This window comes from Mesorhizobium sp. RCAM 05104 (genome assembly GCF_059683645.1).
In genome coordinates, this window is sequence record NZ_CM185033.1 from 6,060,868 (window position 1) to 6,080,387 (window position 19,520).

Below are 19,520 nucleotides of genomic sequence, written 5' to 3' on the forward strand. Positions count from 1 at the left end.
TTGGAATGCAACCGAGGGGCGAGTAGCGTCCGCCGCGATCGGAGGCCGACATGCGCAATCCTGCAAGACTGCTCCTGCTGTGCGGTGTCATCAGCCTTGCCGCCTGTACTGCAAAGGACTGGCGCGCCGAGGCGATCGCCAATGCCCAAGACACGATCCGTGCGCAGGTGAATGACCCGGCGGCGGAATTCTCGCACCTGCAGATCACCGGCGACAGCTCGTCAGGGCAGACATGCGGCTTCGTCACCGCGAAGGTCGGCGCTCTGACGAAGGGAGCCCGCTTCATTGTCTACATCGATGGCGCCGGCCCGTTCGTCGAGGCCGGCATGGGCCGCACGCCCATGTCGAAGGCCGATTTCGACTGGGCCTGGCAGAACGACTGCCTGAAGGAAGGCTATAAATCCTGAGCGCTAACGGCTTCACTCCGTCTCCTGCGCCACCATGCGGTCAGCATCTGCGCCATCGAAGGCTGCTCAATCTTGGCGAAGCGCGCCAGCTCCTTCTGTGACATCGCTCCGCCGTCGCGCAGGAGATAGAAGTGGGGGAGAGGTGGCCGCGCAGCGGCTGGAGAGGGGCCTTCGGAGGACGCTGGACGCGCTAGGACCGGCTCAAGCAGCGTCGCCCCCGTGATGTTCCCGATGGCCGATCAGGTCGAGCTGGGGGTCAAAAGGTGGATGGAGTCGAATCAAGGGTATTGGCTGCCCGCAAGCTGCCTGGCGCGGGCCTTCGGATCGGTTGCTTTCCGGGTGAGCGGTTGGCACCATATCCTTTCGTCGCCCGAAATCGGATTGAACCAGACATTGCATACTTTGTTCGGCGTGTCCGGGGCACAAACTTTGTGTTGGTGCCCGCTGAGCTCGTACATCTTGCAGGTCTGCTTACTTGTATCGTATGGAACGTTCGATTGGCATGCTGATGTACTGGCGGCAATGGCCACAACGATTGCTATGCGGATCATGTATCTCCCCCGATTCATCAGCAACTTCGCATTGATGAACAGTATTATCAATGGCTGCAAATCGTCACGGCGGCTAATTACGGCAAGCTCATATGACCCGTCACGTCACCTTCATGACCATCGACGATGCCGAGCATTATTCGCCCGGGGAGCGCGCGGCGATCGTTGCCGCCTTTCGGATATTCTGTTCGAGTTCGTGGTGAGGAGGTTCAAGCCGTCCGTGGAAGAGTAGCTCCGACTCCAGTACGGTCCACGCAAGCGTGTGCGAGTGCTTTCGACTGCGACGGCGATTTGCCTAACGGAAGGTCCGCCAGGGCAAGATTGCCGCGCTGAACGATGTCCTCGGTTGCAACAACATCCTGAGCGGCAATGTTGTCTCGGGCATTCTCAACGGCATCAAGACCAGCCTTGTCGGCGGCGTTCTGAGGGGAATTGACGTCAACCTGCCTGGCGGTAACTGCTTCAGGCTGGGCAAGCGCCACCAACGCGTCTCCATCTTTCGAAGGCAATTCAATAGCCCGTCCGGTTCGCCGGGCGGGCTATTTTGCGTTTCGGCTCGTGAAGCCCTGGCCATCCGCTCAACGAGCCTTGCGTCAGCGACCCGGCTTGGCAAGCCTCAAGCCAGGATGTTGACCGCGCGCGCGGCGACCAGCGCGATGGTCAGCAGCGAGATCATGGCCTCCGCCATCATCAGCAGCTTGGCGCGCTGCGAAAGTGGCAAGGTATCGGTCGGCGAAAACGCCGTCGCATTGGTGAAGGCAAGGAAGACATAGTCGACGAAACCTGGCAGCCAGTCGCGAAGCTCGCGGTCGTTCAGGGTCATCTGCGCAAACAGGAAATCGGCCTGGGCGAGCTTGACGAGGCCGCAGGTCGGCGGTCCGCCACGATCGGTGCTCCAGAACCACAAGGCGAAGACGATGACATTGGTCACCCAGATGTTGAGCGCGTCGATCAGGAGCGTCGTGCCGCTGCTGCCGGCATGGCCCTCCAGCAAGGCACGCACCAGCAAGACCAGCGAACCGCAATTCATGATGCTGATGACGGCTGTCATGGTCAGTGCCGTTCTGCGGATCATGACGCGAAACTGACCGATCGCGTGCCACTCGTGATCCTCGACCGCCTTTCTGGTGGCGGCCTGCGTCCAGGCCGTTGCCACCGACAAGGGCAGCAACAGGGCGGCTTCCAGTGCCGGCGCCAGCCAGCGTGGCCCGAATGACAGGTTGTTGATGACCAGAAGCTGCAGGCAGATGATAATGAGGACGGCGGCACGGGCCATCCAGAAGTCGAGCGCTCGGTAGTGAATGACGGCATGCTGGTGGCGCATTGTAAATCCTGGCGAACTTTGAAGGTTTGGAGCTTGGTGGGCTGATCCGCTCAGACGCAGGCGACGTCCGCCGCCATCTCGCCCGGCGCGTGGCTGGGATCACAGGCGTCGTGGGTCAGAAATGAACCGCCCCGGTGCGTAGTTTTCGACGGGCTGCCTGGTGGCGTCTTCCATGGCCGTTCTGCTTGTATTTCGAGGTGAGGGACAGCATCAGGGCGCGAAACTCCGCCTCAATCTTGGTTTTGCAATGGTCATGTAAGTATACATTTTCGTAAGCTTCGATTTCTGGGCTGTTCGGAAAATGGTCCGGTGTGATTTACCCACCGCATGGCGAGAATCGATGAATCCATGGACAACTGGCTGCCGGTCGGCCTGCCCGTTGCGAGTGGCCGGCACCAGTCGTCGATCTGGTCGAGTCTGACCCGTTATCCGGAAGTCGTTCTCGCGCTTTTGTGCCTGATGCAGATCCTGTGCTGGACCGTGGTACCGGCGCTTGTCGACGCCGCGCCGCCTGGCGATGTCGTCGAGGGCTTCATGTGGGGACGCGAATGGGTGCTGTTGACCTACAAGCACCCGCAGCTTCCGGCATGGCTGCTCGAGGCCAGCCATCTTCTCACCGGATCGTTCCGCTGGCCGCAATATCTGCTTTCGCAGCTTGTCGTTTCGGCAACCTTCATCTTCGTCTATCTGCTGGCCCGCGACATGCTTGGGCGAACCCGAGCTCTGGCCGCCGTGCTTTTGATGCCGTCGATCTATTTCTTCGGCTGGCCCACCCCGCAGTTCAATCATGACTACGCGCAGATGCCTTTCTGGGCCGCCATCTCATGGCTTTTGTGGCGCGCAACCCGGGACCCTGGCTCGAAATGGTGGTGGATTGTGCTGGGGCTGGTGTCCGGGGTCGGGCTCTACGCCAAGTTTTCCACCGGCCTGCTGTTGCTGTTTGGCGCGATCTGGCTGTTGTCGGACACACGGGCACGCACTCGGCTCGCCACGCTTTGGCCATGGCTCGGGCTCGCCGTGTTCCTTGTCGTCGCCGCGCCGTTGGCCGTCCAACTCTACCGCATCGACTTCCTGCCGCTGACCTATGTCGCCGGTCGCGATGACTGGGTGATGGCCCACCGCGCCCGTCTCTACTACATCGGTGTGCAATTGGCCGGGCTGACAGGCTTCCTTGCCGTTCTCGCCATATCCGGGCTGTTGCGGCGCGAGCCGCCGCGCAAGGTCGTGGCATTGCGCATGGCGCCAATCGGGCCGAGGGCGTTCACTTATCTGCTATGGATCGGGCTTGGTCCGGCTATTCTCGTCATGGTGGCTTCGCTGTTCACGGGAGCGGGGGAGGCGTGGGGGGCGCCGATGTACAATCTTGTCGGCGTCGTGGCCATTGCCTGTCTTGGTGACAGGCTCGGCATCGCCGAGATGCGCAGGCTGGCGATCTGCGCGCTCGTGTGCGTCATCGGCGTATCCGGAGCCTACGCGACGATCCGATCGACAAGCTGCAATGTCCTCGGACACATGCAACCCGTCTGCTGGCCCGCGCAATTGGTGTCCGATGAAGCGGAAACTGTCTGGCACGAGGCCAGCAAAGGTCGGCTGGGCATCGTCGGCGGTGACACAGGACTGGCCATGCTTGCCGGGCTGAATGCCTATGACGAGCCCTCGATCTTTACCGGCCTCGACATGCGGTTTGCGCCATGGATCACGCCAAAACGGCTGCAGGACCAGGGCATGCTGCTGATCTGGCAGGGGAGCCAAACGCCGCCGCGGCGGCTCATGCCATGGATCAAGGCACTTCCGGTCAAGACCGTCATGCTCGGCTGGTCACGCCAGGCGCCGCCCGTGGCCATCAACTTCGTCGTCATTCCCCCGGGCACACACGATCTGCCGAGTGATCCGCCGGCCCCGCCTGAAGATCAGGACAATTGACTGCTGCCCGCCGCGTCCTACGTTGGCGACTGGACGAAGCCGGCGACAATGCCCATTTATGGGAAATCCAATTCATTTTTGCGCAATTCCGGACGGAAAACCGCTAGACACTTTTCCTGGAATTGCTTTGAGAGGAGACGTGATATGGCGACTTCGACCGAACGCGCAGTGCTTGCCGGTGGTTGCTTCTGGGGCATGCAGGATTTGATACGGCGCTATCCCGGCGTCATTTCCACCCGTGTCGGGTACAGTGGCGGCGACGTGCCCAACGCCACCTACCGCAACCATGGTACCCATGCCGAAGCCATCGAGATCAATTTCGATCCGGCCACGATCAGCTATCGCACATTGCTGGAGCGGTTTTTCCAGATCCACGATCCGACGACGCGCAACCGCCAGGGCAACGATGTCGGGATGAGCTATCGCTCGGCGATCTATTACACCAGCGACGAGCAGAAGCGCGTTGCCGAAGACACCATCGCCGATGTCGATGCCTCTGGTCTGTGGCCGGGCAAGGTCGTGACCGAAGTCGCGCCGGCCGGTCCCTTCTGGGAAGCCGAACCCGAGCATCAGGACTATCTGGAGAAATACCCCAACGGCTATACCTGCCATTTCGTCAGGCCGGGCTGGAAGCTGCCCGTTCGCGAGAAGGCCGTTTCATAAGGTTCACAGGATCGGGGTCAAGGCCCCGACCCTCGCCTTGCCTTCTGTCGCGGATCAAGCCTGTTGTGTCGGGTAGAGCGTCAGGATGTTGACGTTGACCCGTGGCGGCTGCGACACCGCATAGAGCATCGCGGCGGCGATGTCCTCGCTCTCCAACTGCTCCATGTCGCCCAGCCGGTGCTCGACCGCCAACCGCACATCGTCGCGCATGTTGGCGGTGAAGCCGGTCCTCACCGCGCCCGGTTCGATCACGGTAACCCGGATGCCGTCCCTGCCGATTTCGCGGCGCAGCGATTCCGCCATGGCGCTCACCGCGTGCTTGGTGCCGGAATAGACGACCGAAGGGTGGATGTAGCGGCCGGTGCCGGACGAGACGATGACGATATGGCCTGATCCCTGCCGCTTCATCGCCGGCAGTGCCGCGTTGATCGTGTAGAGCAGACCCAGGACGTTGATGTCGACCATCTCCCGGTACTCACGGGGGGTGGTGTTCTGGAAGGGGGCAGCGACCCCGACGCCAGCGACGTTGAACAGCATGTCCAGGCGGCCGTAGTGTTCCAGCACACGCCGGACCATGGCGGTGGCTTGTTCCTCGTCGGTAATGTCGGCCTCGATGGTGAGCGCCTCGCCACCGGCATCGCTGATGCGCATGGCCAGGTCATCAAGCCGCTGCCGGCGCCGCGCCGCGATGGCTACGGTGGCTCCTTCTGCCGCCAGCGCCAGCGCGGTGCCGCGCCGATGCCAGAGGACGCGCCGGCCACCAGAGCGATTTTTCCGTTGAGTTTCCGCATGTTCGTTGCTCCTGCTCAGAAGGAGATTCAGATGCGCTCGATGCCGGACCGGTCCTGATCGGATGCCGTTCGAGCGTCTCCGCAAAACTAGGTGACAGACGCCGTGCGGAAAATGCGGTAGAATTTGACGACACTCATTGGAGAATCTACCATAATGCGCGGCAGCGACTATGCGGAACTGAAGGCCTTTGCCACTGTTGTCACGCATGGCAGCTTTGCCCGCGCCGCGGAAGATCTCAGGATTTCCGCGTCAACGCTCAGCCAGACGATCCGTCAGCTCGAAGCGCGGCTTGGCCTGCGGCTGCTCAACCGCACCACCCGCAGCCTGTCGCTAACCGAAGCCGGTGTGCGCCTTCATGCGCGCTTCGCGCCGGCCATGGCCGAGATGGAGGCGGCGGTTGGCGATGCCGTTGCCTTGCGCGACACGCCGGCTGGCGTTCTGCGCGTCCATATGCCGAGCGTTGCCGCTGCCACCTATCTGGAGCCTGTGCTCGGCCGCTTTCACGAGGCATGGCCGGACATCGTCCTCGATTTGACGATCGGCGATGCCGCCATCGACATTGTCGAGGCTGGCTATGATGTCGGCGCGAGACTCGGCGAATTCCTCGAAGCCGACATGGTCGCCGTGGCGCTTGGCGGCAAGCAGCGCCAACTCGCCGTGGCCTCGCCGGACTACATCGCCCGCCACGGATCACCGTCGGCACCGCCGGATTTGCTACAGCATCGCTGCATCAACTGGCGCCGGCCGGGCGGCAGTGGCCTCTACAAATGGGAATTCGCCAGGGAAGGCCAATGGTTCTCGGTCGCGGTCGATGGCCCGCTTGTCGTTTCCAGCCGTGACATGGCGGTTGCCGCCGCGGTGCAGGGGGTCGGCATTGCCTTCTGGGCGGAAGATCTGCTGCGCCCGCTGATCGAGGCCGGCAAACTGGTGCCGCTGCTGGACGACTGGTGCGCGACCTTTCCCGGCTGGTTCCTCTGCTACCAGAAGCAGCACCATACGCCGCCGGCCGTGCGCGCCTTCGTCGATTTCCTGCGGCATGCCAATGCCGGCCGCCAAACCCTGTCTGGCGGTTGACAGTTTGCTGTGCCGCTGGCGAACTGCGGATGCTGATTTGATTTCAGTTTTCTTTCGGAGTGAACATGAAGAGGATCTACGAAAAGCCGGTGCTGGTGAAACGCGAACGACTTTCGGTCGTCACCGCCGTGGGGGCGCTTTTACCCAAACCGGCTGGCTGACAGGCGCGGCTCGACCCTGCTCGGGCGGTTCGTGAGGTCGGACTGGATCGCCGGTCGCAGAATGGTGGCGAGGAAGGCACTGTTTGACCGGACGCCGGAAGATGAATTCGACTGACCCCACCGGTCGTGGAGGGCCGATCAGCGCCATTTTCATGCCGGACCGCTGCTTGCCGGCTCGGTGGAGGCGGGAAACCACATCGGCGCGATCGTCGTGCCTGGCTTCCGGCGGCGACCCACCGACTGCGATGCGGATGCTGGTGGGCGAGGCGGCGCCGGCCTACTGCAAGGGCGCCTTGTCAGGGGCGCCGCAGCCAGGTCAGGCGGCTAGGCCTGCCAACCGGCAGGGCGCCGGTCAGGCGATGGGGAAGCGTGGAGTTCGACCTTGCCGACGGCAGGGTTTTGCATCGCACCTACAGCCGTCTGCTGAAACGGCTCCTGAAAGTGCGAAGTATGTTCGCACGCGCTCCAGTCACGGAAGCGCGCCCGGTAATGCGACTTTTCGGCAAAGTGGAAAGCAAGCCCGGGCAGAGATGATCGTCCGCCGCAGGCCTGTAGCCCACTTGCCACAATTGCTGTCGGCGAGGTGGCGCCGGCGGGCTGCCGTCGGCGCCTGGCGCAATGGTTTTGGCGCAGTACGCTGAAAAAACGGCTTTCCCAATCGCTCGAATGGTGCTTTAACTCCCGCATCCACAGGGGTGCTCCGTACGGTCGGGGCTGAGACGGGGGCGGCAAGCCCACAGACCCTAGAAGCTGATCTGGGTAATACCAGCGGAGCGAGGCGGGCGATGTTTTCAGGCGCACAAATTTCCCTGTATCCCATGGCCGACGATTTCGTCGGCGTCATTCTTGGTGCGCTCGGTGCGCTCGATCCCTATCGCGACAGGCTCAGGATCGAGACCGATGATATCTCGACCTTGCTTGTCGGGCCGCCCGAAGTCCTGTTCCCGGCTCTTCGCGATCTGTTCGTGGCGGCAGCGCGCAGCGGCAAGCATTGCGTCCTGTCGGCGGCCATTTCGCGCGGCTGTCCGGGCGAGCCGGACGATCCGATCTGCCGCTCCGATGCGTTTGACGGACCTGTCGGGCCGCTCGGCCCGCGCAAGGAGGCAGCCATCCGCGCGGTGCGTGAAACCGCTGTCGCTGGCCAGCCGGCGGCAGCGCAGTTCTCGCTCTATGTGATGGGCACCGACGACCACATGGACGAGATCTATGGCTGCATCGATTTCCTGAAGCAGTCCGGCGTCTATGAGCGCTCCAAGAATTTCTGCACCAAATTGCGCGGAGATGCCGGCGCGATCTTCGTGGCGCTGAACGAGGCTTTCTGCCGCTTCGGGCCAGGCGCCGGCCACGTAACCCTCGACGTCACGGTCTCCGCCAACAGCCCCAGCGCTGTCTGAGCCTGCCCGCGCCTGCGCGCGAGCGCCCGTCCAAGGACATCTCCCGTGGTCTCATCGTCGTCCAGCCGCTCGCGTCAACTCGCGGGTCTCTTCGCCAAGGCAGCGCCGGCGGTGATCTCGGTCGGGCTGCTCCTGCTGGCGTGGGAGCTTTGCGCCCGTTATTCCGGCATCAAGCAGACGATACTGCCAGCGCCGTCGCGCGTCTTCGCGCAGGCGATGCTCAATCGCGAAGCGCTGGTCGACAACGCCATCCCCACCATCCGCGCCACGCTACTCGGCTTTGCCTGTTCGCTCAGCGCTGCCTTTGCGCTGTCGATGCTGGTCGACTTTTTCCAGCCGCTGCGGCGCGCGCTGTTTCCCGTGTTCATCATCAGCCAGACGTTGCCGCTGGTCGCCATCGCGCCGCTGGTGGTGCTGTGGTTCGGCTTCGGGCTGATGCCCAAGGTCCTACTGGTGGCGCTGGTCACCTTCTTTCCGATGCTGGTGGCCCTGGTGCAGGGCTACGAGGCGACCGAGGCCGAGATCGGCCAGGTGCTGCGCGCCATGGGGGCAGGGCGCTGGCGCGTCTTCGTGCTGGCGCGGCTGCCTTCGGCGCTGCCCTATTTCTTCGCCGGCTTGAGGATCTCCATCACCTATGCCGTGGTCGGCGCCATCTTCGCCGAATATGCCGGTGCCGCGAAGGGGCTGGGCATCTACATGCTCAATGCCAAGAACAATTTCCGCCCCGATCTGGTGCTGGCCGCCGTCGGCGTCAGCGCCGCGCTCACGCTTATCCTGTTTGGACTGACGGTGCTGCTGCGGCACCTGGCCATGCCCTGGGAACGGGCCGACAGGCAAGCTCAGGGGAAGGGGCCACGGCGATGAGCCGGCTCGAACTGCGGCATGTGCGCAAGGCGTTCGGCGGGCTGGAGGTACTCGCCGACATTTCGCTTCGCGTCGGCGCCGGAGAATTCGTCTCCATCCTTGGTCCTTCGGGCGCCGGCAAGTCGACGCTGTTCCAGCTCCTGACCGGCGCGCAGCACGGCGATGGCGAGATGTTCTTCGACGGCACGCCGCTCGACGATCACGGCAGGCATTTCGCCTTCATGCCGCAACGCGACGCGCTGATGCCATGGCGGCGCATCCTCGACAACGTGACGCTCGGGCTCGAAGTGCAAGGCGTCAGGCGAAAGGCAGCGCGGGCGCGTGTCGCACCGCTCTTTGCCGAATTCGGGCTTGCCGGCTTCGAGCGGCATTTTCCGGCGCAGCTTTCGGGCGGCATGCGCCAGCGTGCAGCGCTGTTGCGCACAGTGGTGCAGGAGCGCGACATGCTGCTGCTCGATGAGCCGTTCGGCGCGCTCGACGCACTGACCCGCACCGCCATGCAGCGCTGGCTGGAGCAGATGTGGGGCCACCACCGCTGGACCGCGCTGCTGATCACCCACGACGTGCGCGAAGCCGTGTTCCTGTCTGACCGCATCTATGTGCTGTCGGCGCGCCCGGCCCGCATCGCCCGTGAAATCAAGGTGCCACTGCCGCGCCCGCGCGGCCTTGGCGGCGATGCCGCGCGGCAGGCGAGCGCGCTCGAAGCCGAGATCCTCGACACCATTCTCAATCCCGAACTCGACCCGCAACCACCCGAAGGATACGATCATGACTGACTTGACGCGCCGCCAGGCCCTGTTGCTGACCCTTGCCACGAGTCTTCCGCTTGTTGCCGGAGCGGGCCGGGCTCAAGCGCAATCGGCGGCGCAAAAGGTCACCGTCGCACTCGACTGGACGGTCAACACCAACCACATCGGGCTGTTTGTCGCACGCGACAAGGGGTTCTACCGCGAGGCCGGCCTCGAGGTCGATATCCTGCCCTACAGCGACACCGGTGCCGGCACACTCGTCGCCGCCCGCGTCGCCGATTTCGGCATCAACGGCACCATCAGCCTCTTCACCCAGAAAACCGCCGGGGCCGACTTGAAGGCCGTCTATGCCGTTGTGCAATCCGAAACCGGTCGAGTGGTCTTCAATGCGGCGCGCGGCGAGATCAAAAGCCCGAGGGACCTTGACGGCTTGACCTATGGCGGCTTCGGCAGCGCCTGGGAAAACGCGCTGATCGGCACCATCATCCGCCACGACGGCGGCAAGGGCAATTTCGAGACGGTGACGCTCGGCACCTCGGCCTATGAAGCGCTGGCCAACGGCTCGGTCGATTTCACGCTCGAGGTCGCGACCTGGGAGGGTGTCGATGCCGAGCTCAAAGGCATCAAGCAGCGCAGCTTCGTCTATGCCGACCATGGCGTGCCCGACGAGCACACGACGCTGATCTCGTCGAGCGAAGCCTATCTCCAGGCCAATCCGAAAGTCGCGGCCGGCTTCGTCCAGGCGACGCGGCGCGGCTATCAGTTCGCCGTCGATCATCCCGATGAGGCTGCCGCACTGTTGATCGCGGCCAACAAGGATGCCTTGACCAATCCGGCGCTGATCCGCGCTTCGCTGAAGGCACTGATCGATGGTCACTTCTTGCGCAGCCAAAGTGGCGCCATCGCCACCATGGATCCGGCCAAGATGGAAGCAATCGGCGACTACCTGTTCGCCGCCGGCATTTTGCGTGACCCCGATGGCAACGTTGTCAAGCAACGTCCGAATTTTGCGGGGTATTTCAGCAATGCGTATCTGGGGTAGGGCAGGATTCTTGAACTCAAAAGTCGCATGGGGAGCACATCGTCACGCGTCGACGGACGATGACGCTGAGGCGGCCCTTAATAGGGACTGGACGAGCTTTGTATCGCGAAGCTGCCAAGGCAGGAACGTCCAATCCCGTACGCCGCATAGATTGCATGAATAGAGGAAGGCAACCCCTGCCTGGTTTCGGTGATATATATCCGGTTTAATACCGATCTGATCTTGTCAATTAACTGCCCGGCAATGGTTGCGTGCAAAGGTCGGCCCGAGGGGAACATCGGGGTGCTTGCATTGCTTCTGTCAAAAAGTGAAACGCTTTCGCGGGCCAATGAGGACGAGATTTTGTCCGCGGCGCGAAAGCGCGAAATCCTGATCGACCTGCGGGAGGGCTTCTTTCGCGCCTGCGCGCTGGCTTTCGCGGCGCTCTTTGTCTACCGCGGCGTGTATCACTTCGTGCAGGATCCGACCCGGCTCAACATCGCGCTGATGGCGATTTCCGAGGTGTTGACCTTCACCTGGCTGCTGCTGTCACGGCGGCCGGTGACGCGCGACTGGAACCCGCTCACCGTGGTCGTCTCCGTAATCGCCAGTTTTGGCGCCGCCTTCATCACCCTTGAGCCGGGCATCACCATTATCCCGGTTTATGTCGCCGCACCTCTGCAGTTCCTGGCGTTGTGGTTCGTCATCTGGGGGAAGATATCGTTGGGGCGTTCCTTTGCCATCCTGCCCGCCAATCGCGGCGTGATGACCGGCGGTGCCTACCGTCTGGTGCGACACCCGATCTATGCCGGCTACCTTGCTGGCCATATCCTGTTCCTGCTGTCGGCTTTTTCCTTCTACAATTTGGCCGTCTACGCCGTGATCACTTACCTCCAGCTGTATCGCATCCTGCGTGAAGAGGCCCTGCTGGCCACCTTGCCGGAATACCGCGCTTACATGCATCGCGTGCCCTACAGGCTGTTCTACGGGATCGCCTGACAACAAGGCCGCATGAACGCTGACGCCTGCTGCCCGCCCGCCCGCCGCCGAGGCCAAAAGAGCACCGGGATCGGAAGTACAGAAGCAGCCGGGGGGCTTTGACCGCACTCTCCTGGCATCCGGCCAATCGGAAGGCCCGCCACTCCAGGCGGGCATTCCGCGTGAATCAGGTTTTTTCCGCCGATTCCGCTACCGACAGGTCGCGCGGAACGCTAACGCGCTGAAAGCGTTCATTCCCAGCAACATGCGAATGGCGCGATGTTGAGACCGGCGCATCGGCGCCTACAGGAGCGGGAAAACCCATGAGCTTAGGCACCATACTAATCATCATTCTTATCATTGCACTGCTCGGCGGGTTCAGTGGCCTTGGCGGCGGTCCGTTCTACGGAACCGGATATTATGGCGGCGGTGGGCTTGGACTGGTGCTGCTGATCATCATCGTGCTCGTCGTGCTCGGACGCATCTAGCCGTTCCGCCCGGTCATCGCCGGGCTCGCAATCTCGTGACCGCGCCAACACCGCGGCGCACCGGATTGTGATGAGTTCAGGTCGGCTTGTGATCCGGCGTTCCGCAAGGATCTCTTATGGTGGTTGCGGTCCACACCCCCCGTGGAAACAAGAGGAGAGGGTCCCACCCCTTGTCCTCCTCCAAGGCCCGCTCCGGTTTTGCCGTGGCGGGCTTTGCTTTTTGCGGTCGAGGGAACCGGCTTGCGTTGGTACCGTTGAGTTGTGGAAGGCTGATAATGCCCCTGACGCTCCGGACAACACTCTGCGAAATTCGCGATGATCTTCACGCCCTGCGACGGATGGTGGCGGCGCGCGGTCATATCGAGACGATCCAGGGAATCGATGCGCTGATTGGGGTGGCGGAGGCAGAGACCATCAAGGCCATCCGCCGTATTGATCGCACTGTCTGAGCAAAAAAGACTCGGATGAACGCCAGGGAAGACGACGCTGCAAATTTGCCTGGTCGCTGCTGGCAATGCGCGGCAGTTTACCAGGGCCGGATGCGCTGAAGTCCCGACGGTTTTGGGCAGCCATCCCCTCAACCAGATCAGCACTCGGGAGGCATGTATCGTGGCAGTGGTTTCAAGCCGCCCGCGGCACCCGTGAGGTAAACGTCGCCCGGGTCACCGACACGCTGGTGCCGTCGGTGTCGCTGACGACTTCCACCTTGGCCTCCAGTTGCTTCACCAGCGCCTCGACGATGGCCGTTCCAAGGCCGGTGGCCGGCAAGTCATTGGCGATCTTGCCAACGCCATTGTCCGAAACCGTCAGCTTCCAATCGCTGCCCGCGGTCTCGAACGTTACCTGGATACGGGCGTCGGTCTTCTCCTTGGGGAAGGCATATTTGATGGCGTTCAGAACGAGTTCGGTGACGATCAGACCGAGGCTGACGGCGCGCTGCGAATCGATCCTGCCGCCTTCGGCGATAACGGTAACGTCGATCGGCTGGACTTCGCCAATCATCGATGCGGCAAGGCTGCCGCACAGTTTCGAAAGGTAGGACCCAACGTCGATCTCGTCGATGCCGGCCGAAGTGTGAAGATGGCGCTGCACTTCGGCCACGGACAGAACCCGTTGATGGGCGTCCTTGAGATGCTGGCGCGTCTCTTCCGACGTGACCGAGCGCGCCTTCAGCAACAGGATGCTGGCAATGATCTGCAGGCTGTTGGCAACCCGGTGCTCCATTTCGCGCAGCAGGACGTCTTTCTGGTGGAGCAGATCTTCGGTACGCTTGAGCAGATCTTCCTTTTCCCGCTCAATGACACGACGGGCGGTTATGTCGTTGAAGGCCAGAAGGATGGTGATGGCTGAACTATGGTCGTAAAGCACCTTGCGGGCATTGAGCAGCATGGTGCGGCGGCCAATCCGTGGGAAATCATGCTCGACCTCGAAACCGTCCATGGCGGTCTTCTCGGGAATGATCGTCTCCAGCAACAAGCGAAGGGCGGGAATATCCCATTGACCGTCACCGAGCGCGTAGAGCAGCGAGCCCTGGGTCTGCGCGGGGTCGACTTCGAATGTCTTGTAGAAGGAGCGGCTGGCCGCCAGCACGCGAAACTGCTCGTCGAGGACGAGAAACGGCTCGGTGATCGTGTTGACGATGGCCTGCGCCAGCGTCTGCGCGTCTTCGATATTCGCGATGGGTTGAAACATGGGGCACTAAGCCAGACGAGCGGCGTTTTGCCTCTCCAAACGTGGACATATACCTTTACCCGCCCGTTGTCGCGAATTGAATCCGCTTGGCATCGGTGATGTGATTCCACATCGCGTTGAAAATAGGCGGGCACTTGGCCCGCCTATTTCGGCTGTCTTGGTTCGGGCATGCGCCCAAATCGAAGTGCGTCAGTTCGCGCCGCCGAGCTGCTTGGTCATTTTGCAGAAATTGTCATGGGACTTGGCAATGGCCTCGTCGCCACATTCTTTCATCATGCCCGCACGGTCTTCTTCCTTCATGGCCATCCAGGCGGCCTTGAATTCCGCCTCGGATTTCATGGTCTTCATACCGGCGTCGGTGAAGAAGGGCGACATCTTTGCCGGATCGTCGAGCGCGGATGTTCCGGTGCTGCCGCCGGCAAGGGCCGAACCAGTCATCATTGCAAGCGCCATCGCGCCCATAGCGAGCATCTTGAAGTTCATCTGGATATTCCTCTCTGTGGAGGTCATTGGAATAAACGACCTAGAAACAAACGGGACCGAGAGAAAACAGTTCCTTCAAGCGAGCAAATATTAAAACGAGATTTTATTTTTTCGGCTTGGCCTAGTGCGCCGCCTAGCCAGTATCGGCGTTTTAGCGATATTTCCGGGCTTGGCCGTCGGTATTAAGTGCGGGCCAGCATCCAGGCGCCGATTCTTTACTCCATGTCCGGTACGTCGCCGCTGACAAACAGCGTGTTCGGCGGGCCGTATTCGCCCATCGTTGGGTCGGCCTCGCGGCTCCAGGCGATGACGCCGGCATGTTTTGACGCCAGAGCCCTGGCGGTGCGTATGGCGCGGTCCTCGCTCTGCTGGTCGGCAGGGCCGAAGGCCGCAAACAATTCGCCGTCCTCGCCACGATCGAACGCGACCACGACGATCAGCTTGGGACTTTTCTGGCCATTGGAATCGGACATCTTGCACCTTCTTTCCGGAACCTATCACAATAGCGGAAATTAGGTTGGCACGTTCGATTTCGGGAGGTGAGGTGGTGCGGGACCAGCGTTTCGACGAGCCGGTCAGGATTGCGCTCGGCCGCTCGGGGAACACGATCTTCAACGTGGAGAGGGTCGCTCAAGCCGCCGACATTCTGATGAACCGGTGGCCGGTTGCGACAGGGCAAAGGCACATGGTCGCTCGCAAGGCCTGCCTAGCGGTGCTTGAAGGGAAGAAAGAGGCCTCGGTGGCGCGCGCGGCGTTCATCAATGCCGCGATCGAGGCCGACATCCTCATCGAGCCCCGTGAGGTGTCTATGCCTGCGCCAGTTCGATCAAGCTGATTCAGGATTTGCCTCTATCCTCCTGATTGATCGGGATTTTTCGGCAACCATGTTAGGGCTTTCGGCGTCTTGCCGTCCGGCCGCATAACCCGCTTTGTCCGCATTTCCGCAACGTTCGCTGCTCGTTTGGCCTGCCTCGGCATCCCGTTGACACGAGACCCATGTCAATATATTGAACAGGACTATACAGGTTTACTGAACAGGTACCCATATGAAACGGCGTGCGGTTCAACTGTCTCCCGGCACGGGCAAGCCCGAGCAGATAGCTACCGTCCTGGAGCATGAAATCCGCTCCGGGGTTCTCGGTTTCGGCGACCGCCTGCAAAGCGAGAACGAGCTCGTCCAGCGTTTTTCCGTCAGCCGCAACACCGTGCGCAAAGGCCTTGAGGAGCTGTTGAGCCGCGGGCTGATCACCACAAAGGTCGGAATCGGCTCCTTCGTCACCTTCGACGGCAAGCCGGTCGATGACGCGGTCGGCTGGTCGCGGGCGCTGGCCAATGCGGGCGCCAATGCCGAGACCCGCACGCTGCGACTGGAGGTCATCGAGGACGCCGATCTGGCATCCCTGCTTGGCATCGAAAGCCCTTTCTTCATCGCTGTCGACCGGGTGCGCACCAATGCCAGCGATGGCCACGCGATTTCCATCGAGCGCAGCCGCCTGCCACTGTCGCCCGAACTGGAAGACGTGCCGTTGCGCGGCCTGCGCGAAGGGTCACTGCACCAGACGCTGCGCGGCGCCGGGCTCATTCCCGACCATGGCGAGGAATGGGTCGGCATCGAAATGCTCAATGCCGAGGACGCCGCCATTCTCGGCTGCCCGCAAGGCACGCCGTTCCTGCGCGGCCGCCGGCTGACGCGTGCCGCCGACGATCGGCCGATCGAATATGTGACCAGCCTGCTCAACCCGGCGCATTTCGCGCTGCATATGAGGTTCTGAGCGATGCCGGACACCACCAGGGACACGCTCGATCGCGCCATGGGCGCACTTGTCGGCGGAGCGCTGGGAGACGCGCTCGGCATGCCGACGCAGCTTTTGTCGCCAGCCCGGATTGCCGACCTCTACGGACATGTCGAGGATTTCATCGCACCCTTCGCCGATCATCCGGTGTCCAAGGGACTGCTCGCCGGCACCATTACCGATGATACCGAGCAGGCGCTGCTGCTCGGCCGCATTCTCGTTGAATCGGGCGAGCGCTTCGACCACACGCGCTGGGTCAACGCGCTGCTCGACTGGGAGCGCGAGGTCAAGGCGCGCGGCAGCTACGATCTGCTGGGGCCGTCGACCAAACGCGCCATCGACGCCATCAACAACGGCGTGCCGGCGGAAGAGGCGGGGCGCGGCGGCGATACCAATGGCGCGGCCATGCGCATCGCGCCGGTCGGCATCATGATGCCGCCGGAGCCGCTCGACGCGCTGGTCGCCAAAGTCGCCGAGACCTGCCGGGCGACACACAACACCTCGATCGCCATTGCGTCGGCCTCCGCCGTCGCGGCCGCCGTCAGCCGTGGCGTTGCCGGTGGTGACTGGCGCGCCGCTTCCGACAGCGCCGTCGCGGCGGCGAGGCAAGGGGCGACGCTCGGCCATTGGGTGACCGGTGGCGACATCGCCGCGCGTATCGTCTGGGCGCAGGGTATCGTGCGCGGCAAGGCGACGGGGGATGCGATCCGGCTGATCACCGACCTGGTCGGCACCGGCGTCGCCAGCCAGGAATCCGTTCCCGCGGCTTTCGCGGTACTGGAAGTCGCCGGCGGCAATCCGTGGCAGGCGGCGGTCATCAGCGCCAATCTCGGCGGTGACACCGACACGATCGGCGCCATCGCGGCCGGCATGGCCGGCGCCTGCATGGGCTTTTCCCAACTGCCGCAGCAGCATATCGCGCGGCTAAAGGGCATCGACTTGGCTGAGCTTCGCGCGCTGGCCGCCGACCTCGTCGCGGCAAGAGTGGCGAAAGCCGGGTCCGGCAAGGACGCAGCGGCATGAGCGGGCGTCTCGTCCATATCGGCAGCGCGGTGGTGGATTATGTCTACCGCATCGATGCCTTGCCGACGCTTGGCACGGAAAAGACCGCATCGAGCTTCGCCCAGGTCGCCGGCGGCGGCTTCAACATGATGGTCGCGGCGGCCCGCACCGGCATGAAAGTGGTGTTCGGCGGCCAGCTCGGCAGTGGGCCGAACGGAGATTTCCTGCGCGCTGCCTTCGCCGCCGAGGGTATCGAGACGTTGACGCCGCCATCGCCCGTCATGGACAGCGGCAATTGCGTCGCCATGATCTCGAGCGACGCCGAACGCACCTTCGTCTCGTGGCCCGGCGCGGAAAGCGTGCTCAGCCTCGACATGATGGCGCCTGTCTCGGTCGCGCCGGGAGACTGGGTGTTCACCTCCGGCTACACGCTGAGCTATCCCAGGAGCCGCGACGCGCTGACCGACTGGATCGAAGCGCTGCCGTCCGAAATCCCTCTCGTCTTTGATCCGACGCCGATCGTATCGGACATTCCACGACCGATCCTGTCGCGAGTGCTCGCCCGCACGACATGGCTGAGCTGCAACACGGCGGAGGCGGTCGAGATCGCCGGTCCGGGCGGTGTCGAGGCGGTCGCCGCACGGCTGCTGGCCGACCACTGCCCGAAGGCAGCGGGCGTTATCATCCGCGCCGGCGCGAAGGGCTGTCATGTGTGGCTGGCCGACGGCACCGCGCAAACCATTTCCGGATTCGAGGTCGCCGCCATCGACACCAATGGCGCCGGCGACACCCATATCGGCGCTTTCGTCAGTGCGTTGGCGCGCGGCGTGCCTCCGTTCGAGGCAGCGCGCTACGCCAATGCGGCGGCGGCTATTTCGGTCACCCGCCACGGCGGGTCATCGGCGCCGACCGACGACGAGATCCAGACATTCCTGCGCCATGCCGACGGTCCGTCGACCGGCGAGCCAGGCCAGAACCGGAAGGCCCATCAGACAGCCTGACAAGCCCGGGAAGCGGGCAAACCAAAGAGAGGAACGAACATGCGCATGCCTGATTTGACTGCCCTGTTGACGGCGACCGCCGTCTTCACCTCAGCACTCGCCTTCGCAGCCAAGGCCGACGAAGTGCATGTGCTCAACTGGAAGGGCTACGGTGCCGACGAACCATGGGCCATCGCCGCCTTCGAGAAGGCGACGGGCCACAAGGTCGTCAACGACTTCTTCAATTCCGAACAGGAAATGCTGACCAAGATCCGGACCAATCCCGGCCTCTACGACGTCGTGATGATCAATGCCGCCTTCAACGACCAGGCGATGGCCGAAAAGCTGATCCAGCCGATCGATACGTCCAAGCTGCCGAACTATGCCGACATCAGCAAGGACAAGGCCAGCTCGCCGATGCTCGACCACGACGGCAAGGTCTATGGCGTGCCGTGGGTCTGGGGCCTGACCGCGCTTGCCATCAACGAAAAGTCGTTCGACAAGCCGCCGACGAGCATCGCCGAAATGTGGGACCCCGCCCACAAGGGCCGCGTCGTCATCCGCGACGACGCCGTCGAGGCGGTGCAGTTCGGTGCCATCGCCACTGGCCAGAACATCAACGACATCAAGGATATGGACGCGGTCAAGACGAAGCTCACCTCGCTGATGCCACAGATCAAGACCTTCTGGAGCTCGGAGAACGACTGGAACCAGATGGTCGCCTCCAACCAGATCGACATCGGCACCTACTGGAGCGGCTCGGCGGATCGTGCCAAGACGCACTTCAAGCTGCCGGTCTCGCTGGTCATCCCCCAGGAAGGCGCCGTCGCCTGGCTCGACGCTTTTTCCATTCCGGCAGGCTCCAAGAATGTCGCCGGCGCCGAGGCTTTCATCAACTACATGATCGACCCGAAATTCTATGTCGAATGGGTCACCAAAGTCGGCGCTCCGGTGTCCGCCAACACCAAGGCGGTGGAAGCACTGCCCGAGGATGCCTTCAACCGCAAGGTGATGGGTGATCCCGAGGTTGCCAAGCGCATCCAGTTCCAGGCGCCGATAACCGACGCGCAACGCGAGGCCTATCTGGCGCTCTGGCAGCAGCTCAAGGTCGACGTGAAGTAAAGCCGACGTCCGGGCCGGCCGGCGGTTCGCGCCGGCTGGTTCTTCCAATCCTGGGGAGG

23 protein-coding genes and 1 riboswitch are annotated in these 19,520 nt (G+C 62.8%); of the genes, 17 read left to right on the top strand and 6 right to left on the bottom strand.

The features are described 5' to 3' along the window. The first annotated feature begins 50 nt into the window (after positions 1-50). Positions 51-407, top strand: coding sequence for a hypothetical protein (locus AC56QP_RS29740; protein ID WP_489862242.1), 357 nt, complete (start codon positions 51-53; stop codon positions 405-407). Between the two features lie 760 nt (positions 408-1,167). Here the strand turns inward: AC56QP_RS29740 and AC56QP_RS29745 are convergent. Further along, positions 1,168-1,440: a hypothetical protein gene (locus AC56QP_RS29745; protein WP_489862241.1), complete on the bottom strand. Its 273-nt coding sequence runs from the start codon at positions 1,438-1,440 to the stop codon at positions 1,168-1,170. A gap of 134 nt (positions 1,441-1,574) precedes the next feature. After that, positions 1,575-2,282, bottom strand: coding sequence for a hypothetical protein (locus AC56QP_RS29750; RefSeq protein ID WP_256753518.1), 708 nt, complete (start codon positions 2,280-2,282; stop codon positions 1,575-1,577). Between the two features lie 348 nt (positions 2,283-2,630). Here AC56QP_RS29750 and AC56QP_RS29755 point away from each other — a divergent pair, with 348 nt between their 5' ends. Both AC56QP_RS29755 and msrA read left to right on the top strand, forming a co-directional pair. Continuing rightward, positions 2,631-4,205, top strand: coding sequence for a glycosyltransferase family 39 protein (locus AC56QP_RS29755; RefSeq protein ID WP_497100945.1), 1,575 nt, complete (start codon positions 2,631-2,633; stop codon positions 4,203-4,205). A gap of 144 nt (positions 4,206-4,349) precedes the next feature. Continuing rightward, positions 4,350-4,868, top strand: a complete 519-nt coding sequence (gene msrA, locus AC56QP_RS29760) for a peptide-methionine (S)-S-oxide reductase MsrA (protein ID WP_269907251.1) — start codon at positions 4,350-4,352, stop codon at positions 4,866-4,868. 54 nt (positions 4,869-4,922) lie between these two features. On the opposite strand, the gene AC56QP_RS29765 is transcribed toward msrA, so the two are convergent. Further along, positions 4,923-5,591, bottom strand: coding sequence for an SDR family oxidoreductase (locus tag AC56QP_RS29765; protein ID WP_497104099.1), 669 nt, complete (start codon positions 5,589-5,591; stop codon positions 4,923-4,925). Positions 5,592-5,813: 222 nt separating this feature from the next. Between AC56QP_RS29765 and AC56QP_RS29770 the strand changes: the two genes are divergently transcribed. The 9 genes from AC56QP_RS29770 (at position 5,814) to AC56QP_RS29810 (ending at position 12,838) form a co-directional block, all read left to right on the top strand. Then, on the top strand, positions 5,814-6,734 hold the full coding sequence (locus tag AC56QP_RS29770) for a LysR family transcriptional regulator (protein ID WP_489862238.1): 921 nt from the start codon (positions 5,814-5,816) through the stop codon (positions 6,732-6,734). 65 nt (positions 6,735-6,799) lie between these two features. Continuing rightward, positions 6,800-6,895 (top strand): putative RiPP precursor, encoded by a 96-nt coding sequence (locus AC56QP_RS29775; RefSeq protein ID WP_489862237.1) that lies wholly within the window; start codon positions 6,800-6,802, stop codon positions 6,893-6,895. A 681-nt stretch (positions 6,896-7,576) separates the two neighbouring features. Next, a riboswitch (TPP riboswitch) is annotated at positions 7,577-7,690 on the top strand. Then, positions 7,681-8,289, top strand: a complete 609-nt coding sequence (locus AC56QP_RS29780) for a YkoF family thiamine/hydroxymethylpyrimidine-binding protein (RefSeq protein WP_489862236.1) — start codon at positions 7,681-7,683, stop codon at positions 8,287-8,289. Its footprint overlaps the riboswitch before it by 10 nt. Before the next feature lie 45 nt (positions 8,290-8,334). Further along, entirely contained in the window at positions 8,335-9,153 is an 819-nt protein-coding gene (locus tag AC56QP_RS29785) for an ABC transporter permease (RefSeq protein WP_489862235.1), read from the top strand. Next, positions 9,150-9,929, top strand: coding sequence for an ABC transporter ATP-binding protein (locus AC56QP_RS29790; protein WP_489862234.1), 780 nt, complete (start codon positions 9,150-9,152; stop codon positions 9,927-9,929). Before AC56QP_RS29785 ends, AC56QP_RS29790 begins: the two co-directional genes overlap by 4 nt. Further along, positions 9,922-10,944, top strand: coding sequence for an ABC transporter substrate-binding protein (locus AC56QP_RS29795; RefSeq protein ID WP_489862233.1), 1,023 nt, complete (start codon positions 9,922-9,924; stop codon positions 10,942-10,944). The genes AC56QP_RS29790 and AC56QP_RS29795 overlap by 8 nt, the downstream gene beginning before the upstream one ends. Positions 10,945-11,133: 189 nt before the next feature. Beyond that, positions 11,134-11,922: a methyltransferase family protein gene (locus AC56QP_RS29800; protein WP_489862232.1), complete on the top strand. Its 789-nt coding sequence runs from the start codon at positions 11,134-11,136 to the stop codon at positions 11,920-11,922. A gap of 302 nt (positions 11,923-12,224) precedes the next feature. Then, complete coding sequence (locus tag AC56QP_RS29805; RefSeq protein ID WP_091581271.1) at positions 12,225-12,389, top strand: DUF3309 family protein; 165 nt, start codon at positions 12,225-12,227, stop codon at positions 12,387-12,389. A gap of 275 nt (positions 12,390-12,664) precedes the next feature. Continuing rightward, positions 12,665-12,838 carry a hypothetical protein gene (locus AC56QP_RS29810; RefSeq protein WP_489862231.1) on the top strand — a complete coding sequence of 58 codons (174 nt, stop codon included), beginning with the start codon at positions 12,665-12,667 and terminating at the stop codon, positions 12,836-12,838. Between the two features lie 172 nt (positions 12,839-13,010). Here AC56QP_RS29810 and AC56QP_RS29815 read toward each other — a convergent pair whose 3' ends face one another. From AC56QP_RS29815 to AC56QP_RS29825, 3 genes are all read right to left on the bottom strand, one after another. Next, positions 13,011-14,081, bottom strand: coding sequence for a sensor histidine kinase (locus AC56QP_RS29815; RefSeq protein WP_489862230.1), 1,071 nt, complete (start codon positions 14,079-14,081; stop codon positions 13,011-13,013). Between the two features lie 189 nt (positions 14,082-14,270). Then, positions 14,271-14,564, bottom strand: a complete 294-nt coding sequence (locus AC56QP_RS29820) for a hypothetical protein (protein WP_489862229.1) — start codon at positions 14,562-14,564, stop codon at positions 14,271-14,273. A gap of 215 nt (positions 14,565-14,779) precedes the next feature. Further along, positions 14,780-15,037 carry a hypothetical protein gene (locus AC56QP_RS29825; protein ID WP_489862228.1) on the bottom strand — a complete coding sequence of 86 codons (258 nt, stop codon included), beginning with the start codon at positions 15,035-15,037 and terminating at the stop codon, positions 14,780-14,782. Positions 15,038-15,108: 71 nt separating this feature from the next. On the opposite strand from AC56QP_RS29825, the gene AC56QP_RS29830 reads away from it, so the two are divergent. From AC56QP_RS29830 to AC56QP_RS29850, 5 genes are all read left to right on the top strand, one after another. Next, complete coding sequence (locus AC56QP_RS29830) at positions 15,109-15,399, top strand: DUF982 domain-containing protein (RefSeq protein WP_497100943.1); 291 nt, start codon at positions 15,109-15,111, stop codon at positions 15,397-15,399. Positions 15,400-15,610: 211 nt separating this feature from the next. After that, positions 15,611-16,336, top strand: a complete 726-nt coding sequence (locus tag AC56QP_RS29835; protein WP_256753534.1) for a GntR family transcriptional regulator — start codon at positions 15,611-15,613, stop codon at positions 16,334-16,336. A gap of 3 nt (positions 16,337-16,339) precedes the next feature. Continuing rightward, positions 16,340-17,380, top strand: a complete 1,041-nt coding sequence (locus AC56QP_RS29840) for an ADP-ribosylglycohydrolase family protein (protein ID WP_489862226.1) — start codon at positions 16,340-16,342, stop codon at positions 17,378-17,380. After that, the gene (locus tag AC56QP_RS29845) at positions 17,377-18,360 is read left to right on the top strand and encodes a PfkB family carbohydrate kinase (RefSeq protein ID WP_489862225.1); all 984 of its coding nucleotides are present in this window, start codon (positions 17,377-17,379) and stop codon (positions 18,358-18,360) included. Before AC56QP_RS29840 ends, AC56QP_RS29845 begins: the two co-directional genes overlap by 4 nt. Before the next feature lie 39 nt (positions 18,361-18,399). Continuing rightward, positions 18,400-19,461, top strand: coding sequence for an ABC transporter substrate-binding protein (locus AC56QP_RS29850; RefSeq protein WP_489862224.1), 1,062 nt, complete (start codon positions 18,400-18,402; stop codon positions 19,459-19,461). Positions 19,462-19,520 lie beyond the last annotated feature (59 nt).

What these genes read in the sequence shown, in the direction of transcription:
- AC56QP_RS29740 (WP_489862242.1), top strand. Translation starts at nt 51, where the DNA reads ATGCGCAATCCTGCAAGACTGCTCCTGCTGTGCGGTGTCATCAGCCTT.
- AC56QP_RS29750 (WP_256753518.1), bottom strand. Translation starts at nt 2,282, where the DNA reads ATGCGCCACCAGCATGCCGTCATTCACTACCGAGCGCTCGACTTCTGG.
- AC56QP_RS29755 (WP_497100945.1), top strand. Translation starts at nt 2,631, where the DNA reads ATGGACAACTGGCTGCCGGTCGGCCTGCCCGTTGCGAGTGGCCGGCAC.
- msrA (WP_269907251.1), top strand. Translation starts at nt 4,350, where the DNA reads ATGGCGACTTCGACCGAACGCGCAGTGCTTGCCGGTGGTTGCTTCTGG.
- AC56QP_RS29770 (WP_489862238.1), top strand. Translation starts at nt 5,814, where the DNA reads ATGCGCGGCAGCGACTATGCGGAACTGAAGGCCTTTGCCACTGTTGTC.
- AC56QP_RS29775 (WP_489862237.1), top strand. Translation starts at nt 6,800, where the DNA reads ATGAAGAGGATCTACGAAAAGCCGGTGCTGGTGAAACGCGAACGACTT.
- AC56QP_RS29780 (WP_489862236.1), top strand. Translation starts at nt 7,681, where the DNA reads ATGTTTTCAGGCGCACAAATTTCCCTGTATCCCATGGCCGACGATTTC.
- AC56QP_RS29790 (WP_489862234.1), top strand. Translation starts at nt 9,150, where the DNA reads ATGAGCCGGCTCGAACTGCGGCATGTGCGCAAGGCGTTCGGCGGGCTG.
- AC56QP_RS29795 (WP_489862233.1), top strand. Translation starts at nt 9,922, where the DNA reads ATGACTGACTTGACGCGCCGCCAGGCCCTGTTGCTGACCCTTGCCACG.
- AC56QP_RS29805 (WP_091581271.1), top strand. Translation starts at nt 12,225, where the DNA reads ATGAGCTTAGGCACCATACTAATCATCATTCTTATCATTGCACTGCTC.
- AC56QP_RS29810 (WP_489862231.1), top strand. Translation starts at nt 12,665, where the DNA reads ATGCCCCTGACGCTCCGGACAACACTCTGCGAAATTCGCGATGATCTT.
- AC56QP_RS29815 (WP_489862230.1), bottom strand. Translation starts at nt 14,081, where the DNA reads ATGTTTCAACCCATCGCGAATATCGAAGACGCGCAGACGCTGGCGCAG.
- AC56QP_RS29820 (WP_489862229.1), bottom strand. Translation starts at nt 14,564, where the DNA reads ATGAACTTCAAGATGCTCGCTATGGGCGCGATGGCGCTTGCAATGATG.
- AC56QP_RS29825 (WP_489862228.1), bottom strand. Translation starts at nt 15,037, where the DNA reads ATGTCCGATTCCAATGGCCAGAAAAGTCCCAAGCTGATCGTCGTGGTC.
- AC56QP_RS29835 (WP_256753534.1), top strand. Translation starts at nt 15,611, where the DNA reads ATGAAACGGCGTGCGGTTCAACTGTCTCCCGGCACGGGCAAGCCCGAG.
- AC56QP_RS29840 (WP_489862226.1), top strand. Translation starts at nt 16,340, where the DNA reads ATGCCGGACACCACCAGGGACACGCTCGATCGCGCCATGGGCGCACTT.
- AC56QP_RS29845 (WP_489862225.1), top strand. Translation starts at nt 17,377, where the DNA reads ATGAGCGGGCGTCTCGTCCATATCGGCAGCGCGGTGGTGGATTATGTC.
- AC56QP_RS29850 (WP_489862224.1), top strand. Translation starts at nt 18,400, where the DNA reads ATGCGCATGCCTGATTTGACTGCCCTGTTGACGGCGACCGCCGTCTTC.